Genomic DNA, 21,130 nt, shown 5'->3' with positions numbered 1-21,130 from the left:
AAATCCATAACTCGCAACAGGTTGATGTGCCTGTTTTTAACGTATTGAGGTCTGCTAGTGGTAGTGCACTTGTAAACGGTTATGGCGTTTACTGAATTGGCGCTTGTTTCAGGCACCAATCAGTTGTTTTTTTCGACGCGCGTATACCGGCACATTCGGCCGTGAGCTTAAAGCGATGACAGTTCTTTATACTGCTACGCCAATCATTTGGCCAAATCTCCCTTTCGCCGTTCCCCGAATTTGTCGATACCCGACGAAATGGAAATTTATCGAAAGCCGTAAACTAGCATCTGGCCTACACCCGCGATACAAAAGGCGAGCAGAAGCCAGAGGACCCTTGTCTTGAACGAGTCCGATGGCGTGGCGAAGAAATGGCGCGAGCCCAGCCAAATGCCCGCCAGCATCACGGGTATTGCCGCCAGAATTAGCCAGAACGTAATTGTTTCAAAGTGGCCGGCGGCGAAAAGCAACCCTCCTGTAATCAAATCTACGAAGAAGAGATAGGCGATAAGCGTTGCCCGCATCGCTGTTGACTCAATAGTCGAGGAGGTGAAAAACAAAGCCAATACAAGACCGCTCAGCGCGGTCGCCCCATTTGCCGCCCCGGCGACAAGGCCAGCCAGAACCAACCTCGGCATCGTAATGGATACAGGCCGGGAAGCAGACAAGAGCAGCAACCCCGTTGAGGCAAACACCACACCGTAGACAATCATCCGCAGTGTACTTTCAGCGACATAGGACAGTAGAAAAATACCGGCTGGCGCACCAATCAGGCTGGCGCCAAGAAGAATGCCGAGATAACGGCGGTTGATATCAGGCAGGATACGCGGCGCCTGACTACTGGACGCGAGAATTTCAAGCGCAATGGACAATGGCACGAGTTGTGAAGCGGGAATGACCGGGAGCAAGCCCACCATCAGAATAGTCGAGAACCCAAACCCCGAATAACCCCGAGCAAAAGAGGCTGCGAAGATCACAACTCCGGCCAGCACAATGGTCAAGAAAGACGCATCCGGGGCAAAATCACTAATCATGCTGCCCACTGGAAAGACCGGCCTTGCCGCCGTTCTTTATGCGATCTTGCACGCGGTTAGATATGCAGGTCCGTGCATTAGGTGACAATCGGATATTCGGGGAGGCCTTCAAAATATGCTTCCAGTCGGTCGAAACGATGCACAAGTCTATCATTGAAGATGTAAAAGGCCATAAGGACCTGATGTAGTCCTAACAAACCATGGTACGTACATAATCGCGCGCGCACTGACCTTGCCCGAAACGTTAAAGACCGTGTTAGATGAGTCCATATTGCGCGCTTTGATTTGAGTCATTGTCTTCCCCCAGATCTCCCCGCCAGACTTTCTGTGGGAGGATGTAGCTATGAGCACCATCCGGAAATCACCCGAAGAGCGCGCCGCTGCGTGTTGGCAACCAACCTCGGATGCCCTAGAGCAGGCGACACACGACCTTGGCCGCGAACTTCTCACAGGTTTGCCAGATGGCTCGATCAACATCGGGTTTGAAGCTGTCGATCGCCACGTAGCTCAGGGGCATGGAGACCATACTGCCCTGATATGGCTATCCAAGGACGGAGCGCAGCAAACGCTCAGCTATGGCGATCTCGCAGCCATGTCGTCGCGATTTGCAAATCTGCTCTATGACCACGGACAACAAAAAGGAGACCGCGTCTTTGTCGCGATGGGGCGCCGGCCTGAGCTTTATGCTGCAGCCCTTGGCACTTTAAAGGCCGGGATGGTCTTTACGCCACTCTTTGCCGCCTTTGGGCCAGAACCCCTGAGAACCAGGATGGAAATCGGCGATGCCAATGTTCTGGTCACGACTAAGTCACTCTACAAACGCAAAATCGCATCGTGGCGTCAGGAAATGACGTCGCTGCGTCTGGTCCTCATCGTTGGCGACGAAGCTCCTGATGATTGCGTCGCACTGGCCCCGGCATTGCAAGAGGCCTCGACAGAATTTCTGGCGGTCCATACACAGACGGAAGACCCGGCATTGATTCATTTTACCTCGGGTACCACCGGGAGGCCAAAAGGTGCGGTTCACGTGCATGGCGCAGTTCAGCACCACGCGCTCTCCGGTCGTTACGCGCTCGAACTGCAGCCCGGCGTGACCTACTGGTGCACCGCTGACCCGGGCTGGGTCACCGGAACGACCTACGGAATTATCTCACCACTGGTGAACCGCGTGACGATGATTGTGGACGAGGCAGAGTTCAATCTCGAACGCTGGTATGGGATCGTTGAAAGGGAACGCGTTGAGGTCTGGTATTCAGCCCCAACAGCCATCCGCATGATGATGCGCGCTGGCAGTGAGGCCGCACGCGGGTACGACTTCAGCGCTCTGCAGTTTCTTGCAAGCGTCGGTGAGCCTCTGAACGCAGAAGCCGTGGTCTGGTCCAACGAGGTATTCGGTCGACCGTTCCACGACAATTGGTGGCAGACAGAAACCGGCGGCATCATGATTGCCAATACTAGAGCGCATGACATCAAGCCTGGATCGATGGGCAGACCCCTGCCTGGCGTTGTTGTCGGCATTGTGGAACCAGACAACGGGGGCTTGCGAGAATTACCGGATGGCGAGATCGGAGAGCTTGCTCTGCGACCGGGTTGGCCCTCGATGATGCGGGACTATCTTCACGAACAGGCGCGGTACGAAAAATGCTTTAATGATGGCTGGTACTTGTCAGGCGATCTCGCGATGCGGGACAGTGATGGGTATTTCTGGTTCGTCGGTCGAGCCGATGACCTAATCAAAACGTCGGGCCATCTGGTCGGCCCCTTCGAGGTTGAAAGTGCGCTGATTGAGCATGAAGCCATCGCCGAGGCCGCTGTGATTGGTATTCCAGACGAGACTGCGGGCGAAATCGTCAAAGCCTTCGTGACCCTGAATCCCGGCCAAACCGAGGATGAGGAGCTAGAGCGCGACATTCGCGGCCTTGCCCGCAAACGGCTTGGAGCGGCTGTGGCCCCCCGCGAGATCGTTTTCCGAAATGCCCTGCCCAAGACCCGCTCTGGCAAGATCATGCGCCGCCTTTTGAAGGCGCGCGAACTTGGTCTGCCAGAAGGTGACATCTCTACATTGGAGACGGACGAGAAATGACCACAGGCAAACCAAGACTGGACCGCGACCATGTGAAACGCTTGCTGAGTGACATGATCCGTATCCGACGTTTCGAAGACAAATGTGCGGAGCTATACACTCAGGAAAAAATTCGCGGCTTCCTGCACCTCTATGATGGAGAGGAAGCGATTGCCGCTGGGATTATCCCGCTCTTGTCGGACAAAGATCGCGTCGTCGCCACGTACCGAGAGCACGGACATGCGCTGATGCGCGGCGTCTCAATGTCCTCGGTCATGGCCGAGATGTATGGCAAGACCGAAGGCTGCTCGGGCGGACGCGGAGGTTCGATGCACCTGTTTGACGCCGCCACGAACTTCTATGGCGGCAATGCCATTGTCGGTGGCGGTCTCCCTTTGGCTGCGGGGCTGGCTCTAGCCGAACGGATGCGCGGCGACACAGGCGTGACGGCCTGCTTCTTTGGCGAAGGCGCCGTGGCCGAGGGCGAGTTTCACGAGACTCTTAACCTCGCGGCACTGTGGCGGCTACCTGTTCTTTTTGTTTGCGAAAACAATGGCTACGCAATGGGAACGGCTCTGGCGCGCTCCGAGTCTGAGACCGATGTCAGCCGCAAGGCCGCCGCCTATGGGCTCGAGGCGCGTGTGGTCGATGGTATGGACATTGTCGCGGTCGAAGTGGCCGCAACACAGGCGCTGCAGGAAATCCGCGAAACGGGAAAGCCAATCTTTCTTGAATGTAGAACTTACCGTTTCCGGGCGCATTCGATGTTTGATGCCCAACTTTACCGACCAAAGGACGAAGTTGAGGAATGGCGTAATAAGGGGCCAATTCTGCGATTCCAGTCATGGCTCTTAGAAAATGGGCTGATCCACGAAGAAGAAATCCGGGAGTTCGAAAAGCAAGCTGATGCTGAAATCGACGAAGCCGTCGCTTTTTCCGAGGCCGGCACCTGGGAGCCTGTGTCGTCGTTAACTAAGGACGTAATGGCGCCATCCGCGACAACTGTTGAGGCCTCTTCCCCTACCGGTGAGCTGGTCGAGACCACCTATCGTGAAGCCATTAGGGCCGCGATTTCCGACGCCATGGCTCGCGACCCCCGTGTCTTCCTGATGGGCGAGGACGTCGGTGCATATGGCGGATGCTATGCCGTCTCCAAAGGTCTGATGGACAAATTCGGCGCGGACAGGGTGCGTGACACGCCGCTCTCCGAGTCAGGCTTCACCGGGGCTGGGATCGGGGCTGCATGTGCCGGGATGCGCCCCGTAGTTGAACTGATGACCGTCAACTTCAGCCTTTTGGCCCTCGACCAGATTTTGAACACCGCAGCCACCCTCCGGCACATGTCCGGAGGGCAGTTCGGCGTACCGATGGTCATCCGTATGGCAACCGGGGCGGGCAAGCAACTCGCGGCCCAGCATTCCCATAGCCTTGAAGGATGGTACGCCCATATTCCGGGACTTAAAGTCCTCGCGCCTGCGACGCTGGGAGATGCGCGCGGCATGCTTTGGACCGCTCTGCAGGATCCCGATCCAGTCCTTATCTTCGAAAATGTTATGCTCTACAATCTGAGCGGTCAAATTGACTCGGGCGCAGGCCCTGTCGACATTTCCCGCGCGGCTATTCGCAGGCCGGGCAAAGACCTGACGCTGATTACCTATGGCGGGTCGCTCCACAAGACATTAGAGGCGGCAAATTCGCTAGCCTTAGAAGGGATTGGCGCTGAAGTCATCGACCTGCGCTCGCTACGTCCGCTTGACGACGAAACAATCATGGGATCGGTTGCCCGGACGCGCCGCGCCGTCATTGTTGACGAAGGATGGCGCAGCGGCTCGCTGGCAGCTGAAATCTCGGCCCGGATCACCGAACAGGTCTTTTGGACGCTCGATGCCCCAGTTGAAAGGGTGTGTTCGGAAGAAGTTCCGATCCCTTACCCGAAACATATGGAAGACGCCTCGATACCACAGGTTCCTGCGATTGTCGCGGCGGCCAAGAGTGTGATGGGGCAAAGCTGACATGAGTATTTTTCGGATGCCCTCGCTAGGTGCAGATATGGAGGCCGGTACGTTGGTCGAGTGGCTGATTCAGCCAGGGGACGAGGTGCACCGGGGGGATGTCGTCGCCGTGGTAGAGACACAGAAAGGCGCCATAGAAATCGAGAGCTTTGAAGCCGGGGGCGTCTCAGAATTACTGGCGCAAGTCGGTCAAACCGTTCCCGTGGGAGAGCCGCTAGCCCGTATAGGAGAGGACGCGCCGGAAGCACCAGCGGTTTTGCCAGACCCGTCCGACACTGCGCTTCCAGGCATCCCATCTCATGGCCCTGATGCACAAAAGGTCTCGGCCACGCCACCCAGACCGGCGGCGGTTATGGCAGCCAGCCCGGCGGCCCGCGTTGCAGCACGGCATGCTGGCCTCAAGCTGTCTGAACTCCGAGGCAGCGGCCCGGATGGGGCAGTTGTTTTGGCCGATGTTGAGATCTTCGCGAAAAACGCGGCCAGTTCCAAACAAGCCACGGACGGCCTATCCGAAATGCGCAAGGCGGTTGCCGCAGCGATGACGCGCGCAAAGCAGGAAATTCCACATTTCTACGTCTCACACACGATTGAAACTCAGGGCCTGTCTGAATGGCTGGCCGCACGCAACAAGGACCGGCCCCCGGCAGAACGGATATTGCTCGGCGCGGCCATCGTGAAGGCCGCCGCCCTCGCAGCGCAGGCCGTCAAATCGCTGAACGGTCATGTTGTGAATGGAGCATTTGTCCCCTGTAACAAGATCAATACAGGAGTCGCCATCGCCCTCCGTGGCGGCGGACTGGTCGCCCCAGCGCTCTTCAACGCAGACCGTATGTCCCTTGAGGAGGTCATGGAAGGGGTGCGTGATCTGGTGACCCGTGCTCGATCCGGACGATTGCGTAGTTCAGAACTGACCAGCGGAACGTTCACAATTTCCAGCCTTGGTGAGAGTGGTGCCGACAGTATGACGGGAGTGATCTTCCCTCCTCAGGTTGCCCTCTTGGCGGTCGGCGCCCCACAAATCCGCCCTTGGGTGGATGGGGAGAAAGTTGCCCCCCGTGAGGTCACGAACTTTGTGCTCTCTGCAGACCACCGCGTCTGCGACGGCAGGAAGGCCTCAAAATTCCTTACAGTGTTGGCCGAAAAGCTTTCGAGACCGGAGGAACTATGAACGACAGTGAGATTAGACAGGCCTTTCTGGAGGAAATCCACAAAATCGCGCCGGACATAAAACCGGCGGATGTGTCTGATGATGACCATCTGCAAGATGATCTGGAGCTCGACTCGATGGATATTTTGAACCTTGTGACAGCCCTGCACGCACGCTTAGGCGTGTCGATACCTGAGACCGACTATGCCCAGATCGAAACGCCAACCAAGGCGCTTAAGTACTTCTCTTCTAGACGCGGGCAATGATTCAAAACGCCAATTACGTTGAAGCAAAGCGGAAATCGTCGACACGGCAAATTCTGATGTGGGATGCGCATTCACTTCTCTCTAAATTTAGTGCTTTTCCAAGGTGAATGTCGAGGCAGTGAGCGATGTGATTATTCCTCCCACATAGTGAAGGTCCGACGGCCGTAATGCCAACTGCTGTAACTGCGTTAAAGTCTGCTTTGGGCTCAGAAGCGAACCTTCGCTGCACTCGGTGTGAACGACTGCTCCGCGGACATTGCAGCCAAGCCCTTTTGATCCGTATCAAGGACGGGGAACGGCGGCCAGCTCAACATCTCTCCAACCTATCAAAGAGGAGAACCTAATAATGGTTGAGAAATCTCACACCAGTGGCTTCTGGCCTTCGCTTTATGAACCTCTTCGGCAGGCGGGGACGCGTGTATCCGAATGGTTGGCCCCCGCATCAGAGGCCTCAGGATCGGAAGACACTTACCGTATAAGCGTCGAACTGCCAGGGGTGGCTGAAGGAGACATCGACTTGAGTGTTCATGACGGTGTTGTAACGCTGAAGGGCGAAAAGCAGACCGAACGCGAAGAGAAAGGTGAGACATGGTTCTTCTCTGAGAGGCAGTATGGCTCTTTCAGTCGGTCTTTTCGGCTGCCGCCGGACGCGGATGCCGGCAGTGTCGATGCACACTTAAAGGATGGAGTGCTGACCATCACTATTCCTAAGGTCGCACCGGCAAAGTCGGAAGATACCAAGGTGCAGATCCGCAGATCCTAGGGCGATACAACTTGAACGTTACACTCAGTGGGACGGCTGCTTCGTGAGCTAGCAGCCGCTGGAAGAAAATATGGCCTTGACCACAACGCGGACGATGTTGCCGCTTTCCGTGTCAGCGCCTCTCTCCCAAAATGCATGGGAGAATTGAAAGGTTAGAATTCTATACGACGGCGAAAGACGTGTGGCCGAAATACAATTCATGATACAGTTGAAGGCCTCCGACTGGCGCCAAACTTCAACGGAGACCCCTATGGAACGCCGAACCATACTTTTTGTTATGAATGTTAAAACCGAGGACCACGAGATCGGCAAGGTTGCGGAAATGGCCGCAAGAGAGGACCATCATTTGCTTTGTCTTATGCTTGATATGGCCCCAGCCTTGCCTGCATATTCCTACTCGGTTCCGCCATATGGCGGGCTGAATATTCCGGACGATTGGAAGGAGACCCTAGCCTCCACGCAAGCAAATCTCAAATTCAGGTGTGATATCATTGAACAGCTGCTCGCACAGAGAAATGCGTCGGGGGAGGTTGAGGCTGTCCTTACTGCAAGCATGGATACCAAACATGTCGTTGCGCGTTTTGCCCGTGTCAGCGATGAGGCGATCTTTTCTCAAAGTCTGCGGGAGACCCGCGATCTGATGACCGAAGCGGCATCCGGCGTTTTGTTCCACTCACCGATCGGAATTCGGATCAATGCCAACCTAGCACGAAATTCCGAATGCATATTTGTCGCCTGGGACAGCAGCGAGGCCGCGTCTGCAGCAGTTCACGCCGCCCTACCGCATCTGCTGGACGCGCGCGAGGTGATTATAGGATGTATCGACCCTGTGACCACGGTTAACCGTGACGGGCAGGATCCCGGAACCGATGTGGCCACATGGCTCAGCCATCATGGATGCTTGGTAACCTTGTCACAGTATCCCAGCGGTGGACGCTCCGTCGCCGATGTTATTCAGGACCGCGCGGCGGAAGCCGGCTCAGATCTGATCGTGATGGGAGCGTACGGTCAGGCCCGGATGATCCAGACTGTTTTGGGCGGAACGACCCGGTCGATGGTCGAACAGACCAAGTTACCGGTCTTCCTCGCCCACTGAGAAACCCCCAGCGGGATCCGCTTTTTTTTGAACGAGCACTCTGCGGACAAACCTGCTGGTTAACGGCCAGACGAATGATCTCGGGGTTGGTTTTGTAGTACTTTAATGGCGATCTTTTATTCATAAGCTGAGGCCACGAAAGCCCCCTGCTCCGCATCAAGCCAAGTGCTTCTGACAAAACCTAGCAAGGATCATCGCTCATTCCGCATGTCCATCAAGTGTCGTGCCAGTGCTTGTGCCGACCCAGTCTGCTATGTCGCTTGCGGATATCACGCCAGTCCGCCGTCCGATTTCTTTGCCACCTTGGAAGGCAATCAGAAGTGGAATGCCACGGATGCCATACCGGGCTCCCGCCGTCGGAAATGCCTCAGTATCGAGCTTGGCGAGGCGCGCGCGACCTTTGAGCGCCTGAGCGGCCTTGGCGAACTCTGGCGCCATCATGCGGCAAGGCCCACACCATGCGGCCCAAAAGTCCACAATCAATAGAACGTCGTCGACACGTTCCGCCCTCTGTAAAACGTCGAGAGAGACATCGATGGGAGCCCGGGGCACGAGCAGGGCACCACATTTTCCACATTTAGGAGAAGCGCGCAGACGGCCTTCCGGAACCCTATTTCCCTGACCACAGGCGAGACAAGCAAGCTTCAAACTCATATGCCAATCCCCCTTATCCTTCTGTTCATCAATAATTAGCCTTTCGCTCAGCTCCAAATTTCTTCAGGGAAGAAAAGACTTTGGAGTGGGATCCTGCAGTGCCTCAAGGTAATTTGCGATCGCGATCAGCTTAGTGGGCATTAGGATTGGCTCACCATTGCCTCTATCGAATTCACTCATTTCATTGTCCAAAAGGTCGACAATAATCGGCATATCCTCTCGCGGGAGAATGTTGCGGGAATAGGGGTGCCAACTCCACTTGTTTTCGTTGACTTCGGAAACGGCTATTGGAGCGGGCAGAAAAAAGCGAAAAACAGCTTAACCACTTAACAAGCCAATCTTAGCATTCGAAACCCGTCCAACTCCTTGATGTGGGGCAGATGACCAAGGATTGGATTCGTTTGAAAGTTCACACCGTTTTCGTATTTGTCACCCGCTGGCACATAAAAAGACCCTGCATTGCGCGTGCGCCAATGGTGGTTAGGCGCAACAAGAAATATGTATTCAGCGGTAAAGATCTGAGAGTGCTTTCTCATACTTTGCTAGAACTCTAGCTCGCTTAGGCTTTAGTGTCGGCGTGATTAGACCGTTTTCTAGACCCCATGGTTCAGTCTCGATGACAATGTCGCGGATGCGGGCAAAGGGCGGGATATCTTCCAATCTATTTGTTAGATGTTCAACCAGATTCCGTCGAACTTCTTCGGACACTGGGTTAGCTAAAGAAACATCCGTCTTTTCGCACCAAGCTTGGAATTTCGGTGCATTTACAACGACAACCGCCGAGCACCATGGCTTGCTATCACCCAACACACAGACCTGTTCGATCAGAGGATCGGCAGCCAGAGCTGCTTCTATAGGCGTTGGATTGACGTTTTCCCCGGTCGATAGCACGAGGATGTCCTTTATTCTTCCCCTTATATAAACACGCTCATCGATTATCTCGGCCGCATCGCCTGTACGAAGCCAATGATCTTGATCGAAGGCATCGTTTGTCGCGTCTGGGTTATTCCAGTAGCCGATCATAGCGCTCGGTGAGTGGATCAACAGTTCTTGCCGATCACCTATTTTTAGTTCGCTGCCCGGAAGCGTGAAGCCGACGCTGTCACAGCGACGATCATCAATTGTCGACCCGGTTACTGCAGGTCCAGCCTCTGTGAGTCCGTACCCCTGAAGCAGCGGGATTTCCATTGCTGCGAAAAACCTAGACGTATCTGCGGACAAAGGCGCACCACCGCAAACCAGCATTCTAATTTGCCCCCCGAAAGCTTCGTGCACACGCCTGCTGACACGTCTACCGATCAGGGTCCAATAAAGGTTAGCCACAATAGAAGGAGGCGGCAGTTTATTTTCAACAACTTGCCGACGGCGCCAGCCGATTGCCTCTGTCCAAGCTAACAGCCTGCTGGCTATTACCGAACCTTCTGCTTCCGAAATCACTTTATCATGGACTCTCTCGAAGAGTCTCGGCACCGCAAGCATGACGGTCGGACGCAGAGCCCGCATGTCTTCAGCCAAGTCTTGAATGGAGCGCGCGAAAGCCACCGGGCTGTTCGCTAGCATGGGACAGATATAGCCCAGGGTTCTCTCGAATGCGTGGGCCAAAGGAAGGACGGACAGGAATAAGTCCTTTTCGGAAATTGGATTGATTTCGCCCACAGTCGCCGCGTTCCAGAGGAGCGCTTTGTAAGTTAGCATCACACCCTTAGGAGGCCCCGTAGTGCCGGAGGTGTAAATAAGTGTCGCCAAATCATCTGGCGAACCAAATTCACCTCGATCTTCTTTGTAACTTCCGATCTCTATGTCGGGGCAAACCATCGCTCGACCTTTATTCGGCCCTTCCCCACTGACCAGCCAAACTTGTTTCAATACGGTCAAGGACTTACGTTCAGACCCCAAATCTTCCCATCTATCGATACTGTCGGTCACACATAAAACTGCACCGCTGTCGCGCAGAACGTGGCAAATATTGGCAACACTATCCCGCGTGTAGACCGGAACAGTTACCAACCCCTCGCACATGGCCGCCAGATCAGTGACTATCCAATCGACACAGTTCGGTAAGAAAATCCCGATCCTATCCCCGGCGCGCAAATCAGCTTGCGCGAAGGCAGCGCGGCGTTTGACAACCCGCTCATTCACCATGCGCCAAGTCAGTGTCTGCCAGGCACCGTTCACGAATTGAATATAGGCGGGGCTATCAGGCGTATCGTTGACCCTTGCTTCGAATGCTTCGGGAATCGTCTGGCACAGCGCTACATCCACCCCGCTGGTTGGCAATTTCTCAAGCATGTTTAATTTTCCGAGATCGCGTTCAAAACCTCCATGATTCATATCAATTTCATTCAACGTTTGGCGGGTTAACCTGTCGGAGTGCGCCTTGAACGGCTCGACAATTCGAAGCTTGGAAAGAAAGGTTCGACTTATGGCAGGAACTACTTCTTCACCAGCTACACGAATAATGTCCTTGACGAAACTCGTGCAAAACTCAGGGCTGTACCCAAACAATCCTATCGTAAACAGCGCGACGACCGAGCCTGTGATATGGGTCGACGGTCGAGATCATCTGCTATTTTGCTCCAACAACCTACTAGGCCTTTCCAACCACCCAGACGTCAAAGCAGCGGCCCAAAAAGCACTGGAGCGCTACGGGCTTGGTTCCGGCGGATCACGACAGATGGCAGCGAACATCGATGTTCACAGAGCGCTCGAGCAGCGTATCGCCGAATTCGTTGGCCAAGAAGACGCGATCTGTTTTGCGGCAGGGTACATGGCTAACGTCGGGGTGATCCCTGCGCTTATGAAAGTAGACTTTCTTCAGTCTTTGGCCGAAACCCATCTTGGCCATCCCAGCCAAGACAAGCTTGGAGAAAATGACGCCGTTGGTTGGGAGGTGTTTAGTGAAGAACTGAACCACGCAAGCGTCGTAGACGGCGTCCGCCTTGCTAAGGCGAAGATCAGCAGGTTCCCACACAAGAATATGAAATACCTCGCTAAGGCAATTGGCGAATCGAAAATGCCTTCCAAGCTTATGGTAAGTGATGGCGTTTTCAGCATGGATGGAGACATAGCTCCAATCCCTGCGATGGCCGATTTGGCTCGCGAGCACAATGCCATGCTGATGATCGATGATGCACACGGGGTCGGTATGCTCGGGGCCAATGGACGGGGGAGCCTCGAACACCACGGGGTCGCCACAACCGACGTGGACTTGCAAATGGGGACATTTACAAAGGCTTTTGGAGGCGTCGGTGGATATGTTTCCGGGGATCAGGAAGTAATCGACTTTTTGCGTATTTCTGCACGGACATACATCTTCTCCGCACCATTGCCGCCAGCCATCGCAGCCGGGGTAACCGAAGCTATCGACATTGCTGAACGCGAGCCCTGGAGACGCGAAAAAGCGCTTGAGAATGCATTTTATTTCAGACGTGAAGTGGAATCCCGTGGGTATGAAACTCTTGGCAGCGAAGCACACATTGTCCCAACCTTGATTGGCGACGAACTAAAAGCGGCCGAGGTTACCCGCCTGCTTAGACATCGCGGTATCGTCGCACCACATGCTCGTTACCCCGCTGTTGCGCTCGGCCAGGCTCGCATCAGGTTTGTAATGACCTGTCAACACGAACGCGAGCAGATTGACTTCCTGCTGGGTTGTCTTGCCGAAATGCGTGAGACCCTGAACCTTTAGGAGCGCGTGACGTTGGAACCGCTAGACAACAGAACGGCGCTCATTACAGGAGCATCTTCGGGGATTGGGCGGGCATTTGCGGAAGAATACGCATCCGAAGGCGTCAACTTACTCATCGTCGCACGTCGGAATGATCCCTTACAATTGTTGGCGTCACAACTGCGATCAAAATACGGAATAGACGTCCAAGTTTGGGTTGGAGACCTTGCTATCCCTGAGACGCCTCAAAGTTTGTTCGATTATCTGATTGAGCAAAACATCCAAGTGGACATCCTTGTGAACAATGCCGGGTTCGGCGTTCCTGGCAACCTGTGTGAGGTGGAATGGGACAGGCATCGAGAAACCATCGAAGTCATGGGCGCGGCTCCAGTGCGACTATGCTATCTTATTGCTCCCGCAATGCAGGAAAAAAGATCAGGGCGGATCATAAACGTATCCTCGCTGGCGGCATTTGTTCCACCTCACGCAGGAGGAACACTGTACTACCCTTTAAAATCGTACCTTGCTCAATTCTCAATCGCATTGCGGGCGGAAATGAAACCAAGCGGCGTGCACGTTACCGCTGTGTGCCCCGGCTTCACACGCACGGGATTTCAGGCCGCAGCAGGTGGAACAGTAGAATCCGTCACGATCCCAAAGTGGATGTGGAGCGAGCCGAATGATGTCGCGGCTACCGCGATACGCGCCGTAGAAAAAAACCAACCAATCTGTATCCCGGGTTTTTTCAATAAGGCTGTGGCATTGTTCTTCAAGATCATACCCGGTTCGCTGGGACGCAAGATAGTTGGCGAGTGACCGATCAGAAGACGTCGCCAGCACTCACCATTACAGGACCGTTTCGCAACTTCGCGATCATATCCTCGCCCATTCCGACTACGTCGATCCTCAATTTAGCTGAGCCTGACATGGCATGAGATAAGAGGCCCATTTTTCCACATTCTCGAATGCGACGTAAAACGCCGCTTCGTTCATCAAGCATTATCAGGCCAATCTTGGCTTGGTAATGATGCAAGCAGGCTTCCAATAGCTTAAAGAACACCGCTTCCTGTCCCTCTTTCACGACCAAATTTCCAAATCTGACGACCCTAAGATCCTGCAAACAGAAAACGCTATTTAGCCCAGGCAAATATGGGAGAATCCTAAGAAAAAATGCCCCTTGGATTCCGGGCATCGAGACGATCGACCACCTCAACAGTTCTGCCTGAGCAAGCGCTATTATCGCGTCTCCTTCTCTTACAGCAAAACACTCATCCGATTTGAATGAAGAGCGGAAGTCGGTCAATTCGTGGTCTTGATAAGCCTGCTCCAACTCGGCCAAAACCTGTTCCGCTTCCTCGGGACGGACCATGCCCACTTTTGGATCCTTGCGCGGAAAAAACCGCGAAAAAAGAGCCAGAGGTATGTTGGCCTCAACCGTATGACCAATCTGATCCGATAGGTGGAGCGAGTATTCAGTCGTTTCTTCGACATAGGCAAATCCAAACCCCGGTGACCCGACGGTCGAGATGCAATAATTCCGAACATGCTCAATCAGCTGCCCTGCAAGTCCCTCGTGCTGTCTATCTGGCCTAGTCGAGGCCATTACAAAGTGGAAACCATGGCACCTTTTCCCCGCTAACAATTTCAGACACTTATCCAGAACGAAAACGCAAAGCTCTTGCCCGGCATCAGACAAAACGAAAAAACTTGGGTCACGCAACCGAGCCAACTTATTTGGGACATCAATAATGCGGTATTTCGTGGATCGGCTCCCCCAGACTGTATGTCCGAGCAATTCAACGGTTGCCGCCGAAGGTTCATCCGATCGCGTGATCTGTCTGAGTAAGCTGGGGTCTTGCCAAATCAACTCAACCGTCATGAGTTTGACCTTCGTTTGACTGGCTCAAAATCGCCTTGCGCATGTCATCGAACAAACTGGCATCTGTCACAATCCTGGGAACCTTATATTGACCGCCCAAGCCACGACGAGATTTCATCCATCTGAGGAACCCTCCCGAGGAAACGAAATTCACCACTGGTGCTGTAAGAGCGAGACCTCTTGCACGTAACTCGGAATAATCTTCATTTCGGCTGCACAAGACTTTGTCGACTTTTGAAGCGAACGTTTCCGCAGCATTCGGATGAGGTTCTCCCTCTACTTCGACGAGATAGAGATGGCGATTGCGCTGATCTTCGCAAACTGCGCCCACGCTATAGTCGACAACGGAGAGTCCTGTGTTCGATGCGGCCACAGCTACTGCCTCCGCGATTTCCGCTTCGATCAGATGTTCACCGAAGACGGACAGCCCGTTTTCCACTCGCCCGACCACCAACAAGCGCGGTGGCGAGAGATCCAAGAAGCGCACAATATCCCCTACAATATACGACCACAGTCCGGCGGCTGTTGAAATTGCCAAGGCGTAATCAACTCCGGTTTCAATGTTTCCAACCCAGTACCGTTCGGGATTTTTGGAATGGAGCTGTTCCGCCGGAATAAACTCAAAAAACACATGACCATTCAGGTGCAGGCGCATACCCTCCCCGTCGCCTCGGTCGGCGTAGGCAAATACGCCCTCGCTGGCAGAGTACATCTCTCGTGTTTCTGCGTGGCCTCCCTGCATCAGCGCCACAAACCGCTGCCGATACGGAGCGAAATTTACGCCACCGTGAACGATAAGCTCTAGGTTTGGATACCAATCGACTAGTTTTACTCCCGAAGTGTCCCGATCTTTTGCGAGTTCGTCCAAAAAGATAAGCAACCAGTTTGGTGAACCCCCCAAAAAACGCACATCTCTCTGCAAAGATAGGGGTGCCAGACGGCGGATCTTTTCCTCCCAATCTGCGATCCCGGCAATATCGGGGGTTGGCAACACTCGACCCTCAAACCAGTTTGGCATTGCACCTGCAGTGATGGCACTAACGGAACCCACATCCACCTCTGGAGTGGCGTGCTGCAAGTCAGTTGGGCCGGTCAAACCAAGTACAGAGCCCCCCAGCACCCTGCTGCCCGGTCGATTAACAAAGTGGTGACACAAAAGATCTAGAAGTCCGCGCGCCGCAGAACGCCGCATCTCGGTCGAATATGGAATGTATTTGGAGCGACCCGTTGTTGTCCCGGAGGTCATTGCAAAATGCGGAATTCGCCCCGGCCAAGTTTGGTCGATGAGATCGGGGTATCTTGCCTGCCACCACTCCTGCCAGAACTCGGCGTATTGGCGGATAGGCACTCGCTGCTGGTAGTCTCTGAGTTTGGAGATTTGGTCAAAGCCATGGGCTTGTCCGAACTTCGTTTTAGACGCGCGGCGAACAAGCCTAGTCAACAGCGTCGATTGAACAACAGAGGGGTTCTGTCGATTCAAACTCCAAACCCTAGCCTTCGCGTACCGACGAGCCAATGGGCTGAAGTCGATCATGCGACTGGATCGGCTAATTGCTCGTGTCGGTTGAGGTTTGTTCATCGCCTAGGCTGCCCAGTTCACAAGGTTAATTTGCGAAAACGATTACTTCTCCAGTGTTTCACACTTGCCATTGACTGTCGGCTAGACTCTCCGTTGTAAAATTCGCATAGCGCGGCGCCTTGTACAGCAAAATGTCCGTTTTCCACGAATACGTTGGTCTCGGCCTGCGCTACCGCTGACAGATTTCGGCATATTCTATCGAAATCTTTTTGGCCTCCCAACTTGAGAACCGTAGCTGTTCAAGTTGCGCGCCACATTGATTTGGCTCAAGCACCGTTGGCCTGACTTTGCTGTCTGCACTGAACCAAAGAAGTTGAACATTTGCTACGTGGCCAGCGAACACAGTAGTTGATAATCTTGGTATCAGTTCTGCGGAACCGCCGGTATTTTGGTCACCGAACTCCGAGTTTGCTGCGGCTGCTCAATTGTACGTTCTGGATCCAGGCAGGCCTGAATTTCAGAGAAGTCCAGAGTTTCATTTTTTTCAAGCGCTGCAATCAACGTCTCGACCTCGGGCTTGTGCTCTTCGAGAGTGGAAATTGCTCTGGCTTCGGCGTCAATGAGCATTTTCATAACCGCCCGGTCTACTTGTGCTGCCGTTGTATCAGCTATGTTCGTCGGCTGCGCGATTGTACGTCCCAGAAATGGGTGGTCGTCGCTTTGCCGCAGGTCGATTGGGCCGAGTTCTTCGGTCATCCCCCACCTTGTCACCATACTTCTGGCGGTTTCGGTAGCCCTTCGGATGTCGTCGTCAGCGCCGGAACTGACCGTTCCCAGGAACAGTTGCTCTGCCGCTCGCCCCGCAAGCAAAGCAACAATCTGATCTCTGAGAAACGTTTCACTAAGGGTATGACGCTCTGCTTCCGGCAATGAGTGTGTCCCCCCAAGCGCGTGACCTCGCGGAATAATCGTCACTTTGTACAAGGGGTCAGCTTCTGGCGTGAAATAGCAAACGGCGGTGTGGCCAGCCTCGTGCACGGCAAGACGGTGCCTTTCTTCGGGTCGTATCGCAAGAGTGCGGACAGTCCCCATCATCACTTTGTCACGCGCTTCATCAAGGTCGTTGCGAGAAATCAGATCAGCTCTTCGCCGCGCTGCTCCGATTGCGGCCTCATTAAGCAAGTTTTTCAGGTCAGCCCCCGAGAACCCCGGCGTTCCTGCTGCGATCCAACCCAGGTCGCCAGTATCTTCAAGCGGCAGTTTTCTTGCATGTATATCAAGAATAGCCCGCCGGGCATCTTTCTCAGGCAAGTTCAGTGTTACATGACGGTCGAAACGGCCAGGCCGGAGTAAGGCTGGGTCCAGCACATCTGGCCGATTGGTCGCCGCCAGCACAACAACAGATTCTCGGCCACTAAATCCATCAAGCTCGGCAAGTATCTGGTTCAGTGTCTGCTCCCGTTCATCATGACCACCGCCAAGCCCTGTTCCACGAGTACGTCCGACGCTGTCCAACTCATCGATAAAAATAATGGAGGGAGCAGCCTTACGCGCCTCTTCAAAGAGTTTACGCACCCTTCCTGCGCCAACGCCGACGAAAATCTCAATAAACTCGGAACCAGATGTCGAAAAGAATGGTACGTCGGCCTCGCCGGCAAGGGCTTTGGCCAGAAGCGTTTTGCCCGTTCCCGGGGGGCCAACAAGCAAAACCCCATGTGGGACCTCAGCGCCGACACGGGCAAAACGCTCTGGGTCGCGTAAAAACTCTACTAACTCTATTACTTCGCGCTTAGCCTGATCCTGCCCCGCGACATCTTCGAAGGTTACCTTTCTTCCAGCTTCGTTTGGTTTTGAGAAACGACCGCTTAGTAGACCACCAGAAATACCTCCCGGACCGCCGGCTATCCCGCCCGTCATTCGTCTTTGAAACCAGAAATACAGGGCCAGGATAAATATCCACGGAATAAGATAGACGAAGACCGAGGTTCCAGATGGTTCAATAGCAGTAACATCAACACCGTTATCTTCCAGCAGCGCCAACAAATCTGGGTCGCTCTGGCTTGGCACAACGGCCCGGAAAGCTTGCTCACCATCCCCGTCTGCAGAGGTAGCGCGAACCGTTATGCTGTGATCACTTAATTCTGCTGAACGAACCCGTCCCGCACGAATGATCTCTTTCACGCCGCTATATGAAATCGTCGTAGCGGTCAGATCGGTAGGCGGCGCAAAGAAACTTGCGACAATTAAAGTTCCCATCGTGGCAACAAGCGCAACATAATAAATCCACTCTGGCCATTTTGGCCCATTGCCGGGATCTTTAGGTGGCTCTTGTGGCATAAGCGAAATCTTTCAAACAGACTGGTACTTGCGTCCGCAGACAGCACAACCTCAGACCCTCAACCAACCACACAGACTATGCATCCTTGATCAAGGCCCAATCAAATAATAGTCGACTTTGCATTATCTTAGCAAAACCAATTGCAGATTTAGCTGAAGTTACATGCGTTTGAACAAACCGCTTTTCACGGCAAACCTCCAGGCTTCAACACCAATCGAACCTCGGTCAAAAGGTTGGCAACGGCGGAAATCGCAAGTTTCGAGTTCACTGAGTCTATTGACCTGCATCAATGCATCTTCCTCTGATACCCGTCAGTCTTGGCCTTTCAAAACGGAGGGGAAGCCATGATTTCGAATATCTTGGTCGCAACTGACGGCTCTGAAACAGCTGATCGTGCCGTTGAATTCGCTACAGACCTAGCGCTCAGACTGGATGTGCCAATGACTATTGGCCATGTTCTTCAACATGGCGCTCGCATTGAAGAATTGGGCCGCATGACTGAGGTCGAGCACTTGGTTCAGCAAGTCAAAAGCGATGTGAAGCTTCATTTGGGCGACATTCCATCCAATATTGACGCGGTATTTTCGGGCCCCCTGTCACGCGCAGACAGAGAGCGTATCATCACAGTGATTGGCGAGAAAATCGTTGATGGAGCGGCGCGACGCGCGAAGGATGCAGGCGCGAAGAGCGTTTCGACACGGGTAAACACTGGGGATTACGATGAAGGCATCCTAAAAATGGCCAGTGAAATCGGTGCAGACACAATAGTTATAGGCCACCGCGGCTTGGGCCGGGTTCAACGGATCTTTCAAGGCAGCGTTTCGCAAAAAGTCAATCAGCGTGCAGACTGCACGGTGATTACCGTACGCTAAAATAAAGCAAACGAACCGGATACTATTCTGTGGTACCGACGCATTCAGAATTTCTGCAATGCGCTGCGTCAATGTCGGCAACAAGGGAGATCCAGAGGAAAAAAACTATGCGAGCAATGGTTTTTGGCAATGCCGTCTGAAAACTGGAACTCAGAAACGTTCCGACCCCGAAACCCGCCGCCAACCAGGTGCTTATCAAAGTTGTGGCATGTGGCGCGTGTCGAACCGACTTGCACGTTATTGACGGCGATCTTTCTGAACCAAAGCTCCCGCTTATGCTGTACGATTTTCGTTGCGGAAGCGCGCCTTGAACTCAGTTTAGTAATTCGACAGATTTAGTTCAACGTCTGCCCCGCAGACGATGCGGTCATTGGGGTTCGCACGTTTGATCTATTTCGGGCCGTCTAGTGTGCTACAGCGCCAGTATCAGTTCGTGAAAAGCTCCATTACTCCGATATTTTTCGCCCGTGCCGTCAACTTTTTTGAGAACTTCTTACGGCTGACTGTGTCGAGTTCGTTCCAGAACTCCCGGCTGACGCGGATGCTTCCAAGCTCACCATGGCCGTCCAGTATGTCTTCGGAATGGATCTGTTCCAGCCGCGCTGCTTTGTTGACCTCTGTCCCAATCATCGTGAACTGATGTCGAGTTGCAGAACCGAAATCTCCACTCACGACAAGCCCGATATGTAGTCCAATTCTGAGGGTCAAAGGCTCGTTCCCTATTCTAATCTCATTGACGTTCTTTACCGATTGTTCAGCGGCACGAACAGCATCCGAACAGATTGACGAGGCGTCTTCGACTTTGCCCTTCATCACCCAAAACGCCATCAACCCGTCACCGATGAACTTATCGATGTGTCCGCCTCGATCGAGGACGGGGGACGTTTGTGCGTTAAAGAACCGCTGAACGATGTCGGCGACGCGCTCCGGAGGCGTCTTCAAAGTGAACCTGCTGAATCCGACCACGTCGGAAAACCAAATTATAGCCCGCTCGATGAGATATTCCGCTTGTTGTTCACTCCCGGACTGCATTCGGCGACTTAAGGCGTATTGGTTTGTGTAGGCGTGTAGAATGCGCGTGTCGTCAGCCAAATGGCGGCTAAGAGACGCAGTCTTCCTAGTCGCGCTTCGAAGTTTGATCGAGATAATTTTTGCGATGTTTCTCCAAATGATACCCGCTTCTGGGTGTTTCTCTATGTTGGTCCGATCAATAACTAGAACATCGACAATACTCTCGTTTGCGACAAGGTCGTAGACACGTTGATACCCGTTGCCGGCCAAGTGTTGTTCTCCGATCACTTCGTTTCGCCGCCGAACGAAAAGAGTTTGTCCATTTAATTTAATGGCGACAGATCCATTAACGATAATCCAGAGACACTCTGCCGGATCGCCGGCACTGCAGATAGATTCGCCTTCGGTGTACCTGTATCTACGTGGTTCGAGCGGCGTGGTGTCTTCGACATCGTCAATGAGTCCGGATAGCGCAAGTGCTTCCTCGTACTCTGGACCCAGCTTCTCAATTGGTGTGATCGACGCATTTTCCGCCATTCGAGCCTCCGCATCCACATCCACGTCTCCTGCTCGCAGTATCACCATAGCACGAAACCCCAAATCGAACGTGTTGCTAGGGAAGATTGAAGGAATGCGATCTGCTCTCGGGTGGCTTGGCCGCAGTGTTCTCAATTTCCGCTCTGGGCTCGATGCCGCCATTCGCCGCGATCGGCTTGAACGACAGCTCCGGGCTGATTGTGTTGAAAAACTCTGCTTGAACTGGGCTTTCACCGCTGATTCACTTCTCCCGAGGCGAGGGAGAGCTGGCGA

17 protein-coding genes are annotated in these 21,130 nt (G+C 53.8%); 10 read left to right on the top strand and 7 right to left on the bottom strand.

The window, feature by feature from the left end; all coding sequences use genetic code 11:
• Positions 1 to 266 precede the first annotated feature (266 nt).
• Positions 267 to 1,034 carry a sulfite exporter TauE/SafE family protein gene (locus AC2FNR_RS19745; protein ID WP_170649321.1) on the bottom strand — a complete coding sequence of 256 codons (768 nt, stop codon included), beginning with the start codon at positions 1,032 to 1,034 and terminating at the stop codon, positions 267 to 269.
• A 343-nt stretch (positions 1,035 to 1,377) separates the two neighbouring features.
• Here AC2FNR_RS19745 and acsA point away from each other — a divergent pair, with 343 nt between their 5' ends.
• The 6 genes from acsA (at position 1,378) to AC2FNR_RS19715 (ending at position 8,380) form a co-directional block, all read left to right on the top strand.
• Positions 1,378 to 3,117: an acetate--CoA ligase gene (gene acsA, locus AC2FNR_RS19740; RefSeq protein WP_496850940.1), complete on the top strand. Its 1,740-nt coding sequence runs from the start codon at positions 1,378 to 1,380 to the stop codon at positions 3,115 to 3,117.
• Complete coding sequence (gene pdhA, locus AC2FNR_RS19735; protein ID WP_170418670.1) at positions 3,114 to 5,108, top strand: pyruvate dehydrogenase (acetyl-transferring) E1 component subunit alpha; 1,995 nt, start codon at positions 3,114 to 3,116, stop codon at positions 5,106 to 5,108. Before acsA ends, pdhA begins: the two co-directional genes overlap by 4 nt.
• A 1-nt stretch (position 5,109) precedes the next feature.
• Positions 5,110 to 6,276: a dihydrolipoamide acetyltransferase family protein gene (locus AC2FNR_RS19730; RefSeq protein ID WP_170418667.1), complete on the top strand. Its 1,167-nt coding sequence runs from the start codon at positions 5,110 to 5,112 to the stop codon at positions 6,274 to 6,276.
• Positions 6,273 to 6,521, top strand: a complete 249-nt coding sequence (locus AC2FNR_RS19725) for an acyl carrier protein (protein WP_170418664.1) — start codon at positions 6,273 to 6,275, stop codon at positions 6,519 to 6,521. Before AC2FNR_RS19730 ends, AC2FNR_RS19725 begins: the two co-directional genes overlap by 4 nt.
• 346 nt (positions 6,522 to 6,867) lie before the next feature.
• On the top strand, positions 6,868 to 7,284 hold the full coding sequence (locus AC2FNR_RS19720) for an Hsp20/alpha crystallin family protein (protein ID WP_170603058.1): 417 nt from the start codon (positions 6,868 to 6,870) through the stop codon (positions 7,282 to 7,284).
• A gap of 250 nt (positions 7,285 to 7,534) precedes the next feature.
• Positions 7,535 to 8,380 (top strand): universal stress protein, encoded by an 846-nt coding sequence (locus tag AC2FNR_RS19715; protein WP_170666514.1) that lies wholly within the window; start codon positions 7,535 to 7,537, stop codon positions 8,378 to 8,380.
• A 198-nt stretch (positions 8,381 to 8,578) separates the two neighbouring features.
• Here AC2FNR_RS19715 and AC2FNR_RS19710 read toward each other — a convergent pair whose 3' ends face one another.
• Both AC2FNR_RS19710 and AC2FNR_RS19705 read right to left on the bottom strand, forming a co-directional pair.
• The gene (locus tag AC2FNR_RS19710) at positions 8,579 to 9,034 is read right to left on the bottom strand and encodes a thioredoxin family protein (RefSeq protein WP_496851470.1); all 456 of its coding nucleotides are present in this window, start codon (positions 9,032 to 9,034) and stop codon (positions 8,579 to 8,581) included.
• Between the two features lie 504 nt (positions 9,035 to 9,538).
• Positions 9,539 to 11,323 carry an AMP-dependent synthetase/ligase gene (locus tag AC2FNR_RS19705; RefSeq protein WP_496850936.1) on the bottom strand — a complete coding sequence of 595 codons (1,785 nt, stop codon included), beginning with the start codon at positions 11,321 to 11,323 and terminating at the stop codon, positions 9,539 to 9,541.
• Positions 11,324 to 11,498: 175 nt separating this feature from the next.
• On the opposite strand from AC2FNR_RS19705, the gene AC2FNR_RS19700 reads away from it, so the two are divergent.
• Both AC2FNR_RS19700 and AC2FNR_RS19695 read left to right on the top strand, forming a co-directional pair.
• On the top strand, positions 11,499 to 12,722 hold the full coding sequence (locus AC2FNR_RS19700) for an aminotransferase class I/II-fold pyridoxal phosphate-dependent enzyme (protein WP_496850934.1): 1,224 nt from the start codon (positions 11,499 to 11,501) through the stop codon (positions 12,720 to 12,722).
• Between the two features lie 12 nt (positions 12,723 to 12,734).
• Positions 12,735 to 13,517, top strand: a complete 783-nt coding sequence (locus AC2FNR_RS19695; RefSeq protein WP_170603066.1) for an SDR family NAD(P)-dependent oxidoreductase — start codon at positions 12,735 to 12,737, stop codon at positions 13,515 to 13,517.
• A gap of 4 nt (positions 13,518 to 13,521) precedes the next feature.
• Here AC2FNR_RS19695 and AC2FNR_RS19690 read toward each other — a convergent pair whose 3' ends face one another.
• The 3 genes from AC2FNR_RS19690 to ftsH all read right to left on the bottom strand — a co-directional run bounded on the left by AC2FNR_RS19690 (position 13,522) and on the right by ftsH (position 18,436).
• A complete protein-coding gene (locus AC2FNR_RS19690; RefSeq protein WP_496850932.1) occupies positions 13,522 to 14,580 on the bottom strand; it encodes a hypothetical protein in 1,059 nt (352 codons plus the stop codon).
• The gene (locus AC2FNR_RS19685) at positions 14,570 to 16,114 is read right to left on the bottom strand and encodes a GH3 family acyl-acid amido synthetase (RefSeq protein WP_496850931.1); all 1,545 of its coding nucleotides are present in this window, start codon (positions 16,112 to 16,114) and stop codon (positions 14,570 to 14,572) included. The genes AC2FNR_RS19690 and AC2FNR_RS19685 overlap by 11 nt, the downstream gene beginning before the upstream one ends.
• Positions 16,115 to 16,522: 408 nt before the next feature.
• Positions 16,523 to 18,436, bottom strand: a complete 1,914-nt coding sequence (gene ftsH / locus AC2FNR_RS19680) for an ATP-dependent zinc metalloprotease FtsH (RefSeq protein ID WP_496850929.1) — start codon at positions 18,434 to 18,436, stop codon at positions 16,523 to 16,525.
• Positions 18,437 to 18,781: 345 nt separating this feature from the next.
• On the opposite strand from ftsH, the gene AC2FNR_RS19675 reads away from it, so the two are divergent.
• Together AC2FNR_RS19675 and AC2FNR_RS19670 are read left to right on the top strand one after the other, a co-directional pair.
• Positions 18,782 to 19,309, top strand: coding sequence for a universal stress protein (locus AC2FNR_RS19675; RefSeq protein WP_496850927.1), 528 nt, complete (start codon positions 18,782 to 18,784; stop codon positions 19,307 to 19,309).
• Between the two features lie 188 nt (positions 19,310 to 19,497).
• A complete protein-coding gene (locus AC2FNR_RS19670; RefSeq protein ID WP_496850925.1) occupies positions 19,498 to 19,620 on the top strand; it encodes a hypothetical protein in 123 nt (40 codons plus the stop codon).
• A gap of 115 nt (positions 19,621 to 19,735) precedes the next feature.
• On the opposite strand, the gene AC2FNR_RS19665 is transcribed toward AC2FNR_RS19670, so the two are convergent.
• Positions 19,736 to 20,857, bottom strand: coding sequence for an adenylate/guanylate cyclase domain-containing protein (locus tag AC2FNR_RS19665; protein WP_496850923.1), 1,122 nt, complete (start codon positions 20,855 to 20,857; stop codon positions 19,736 to 19,738).
• Positions 20,858 to 21,130 lie beyond the last annotated feature (273 nt).

Source organism: Ruegeria sp. SATB045, from assembly GCF_059613525.1.
The sequence above is the reverse complement of the archived record's forward strand: the minus strand, read 5'-3'. Positions and strand labels throughout refer to the sequence as shown.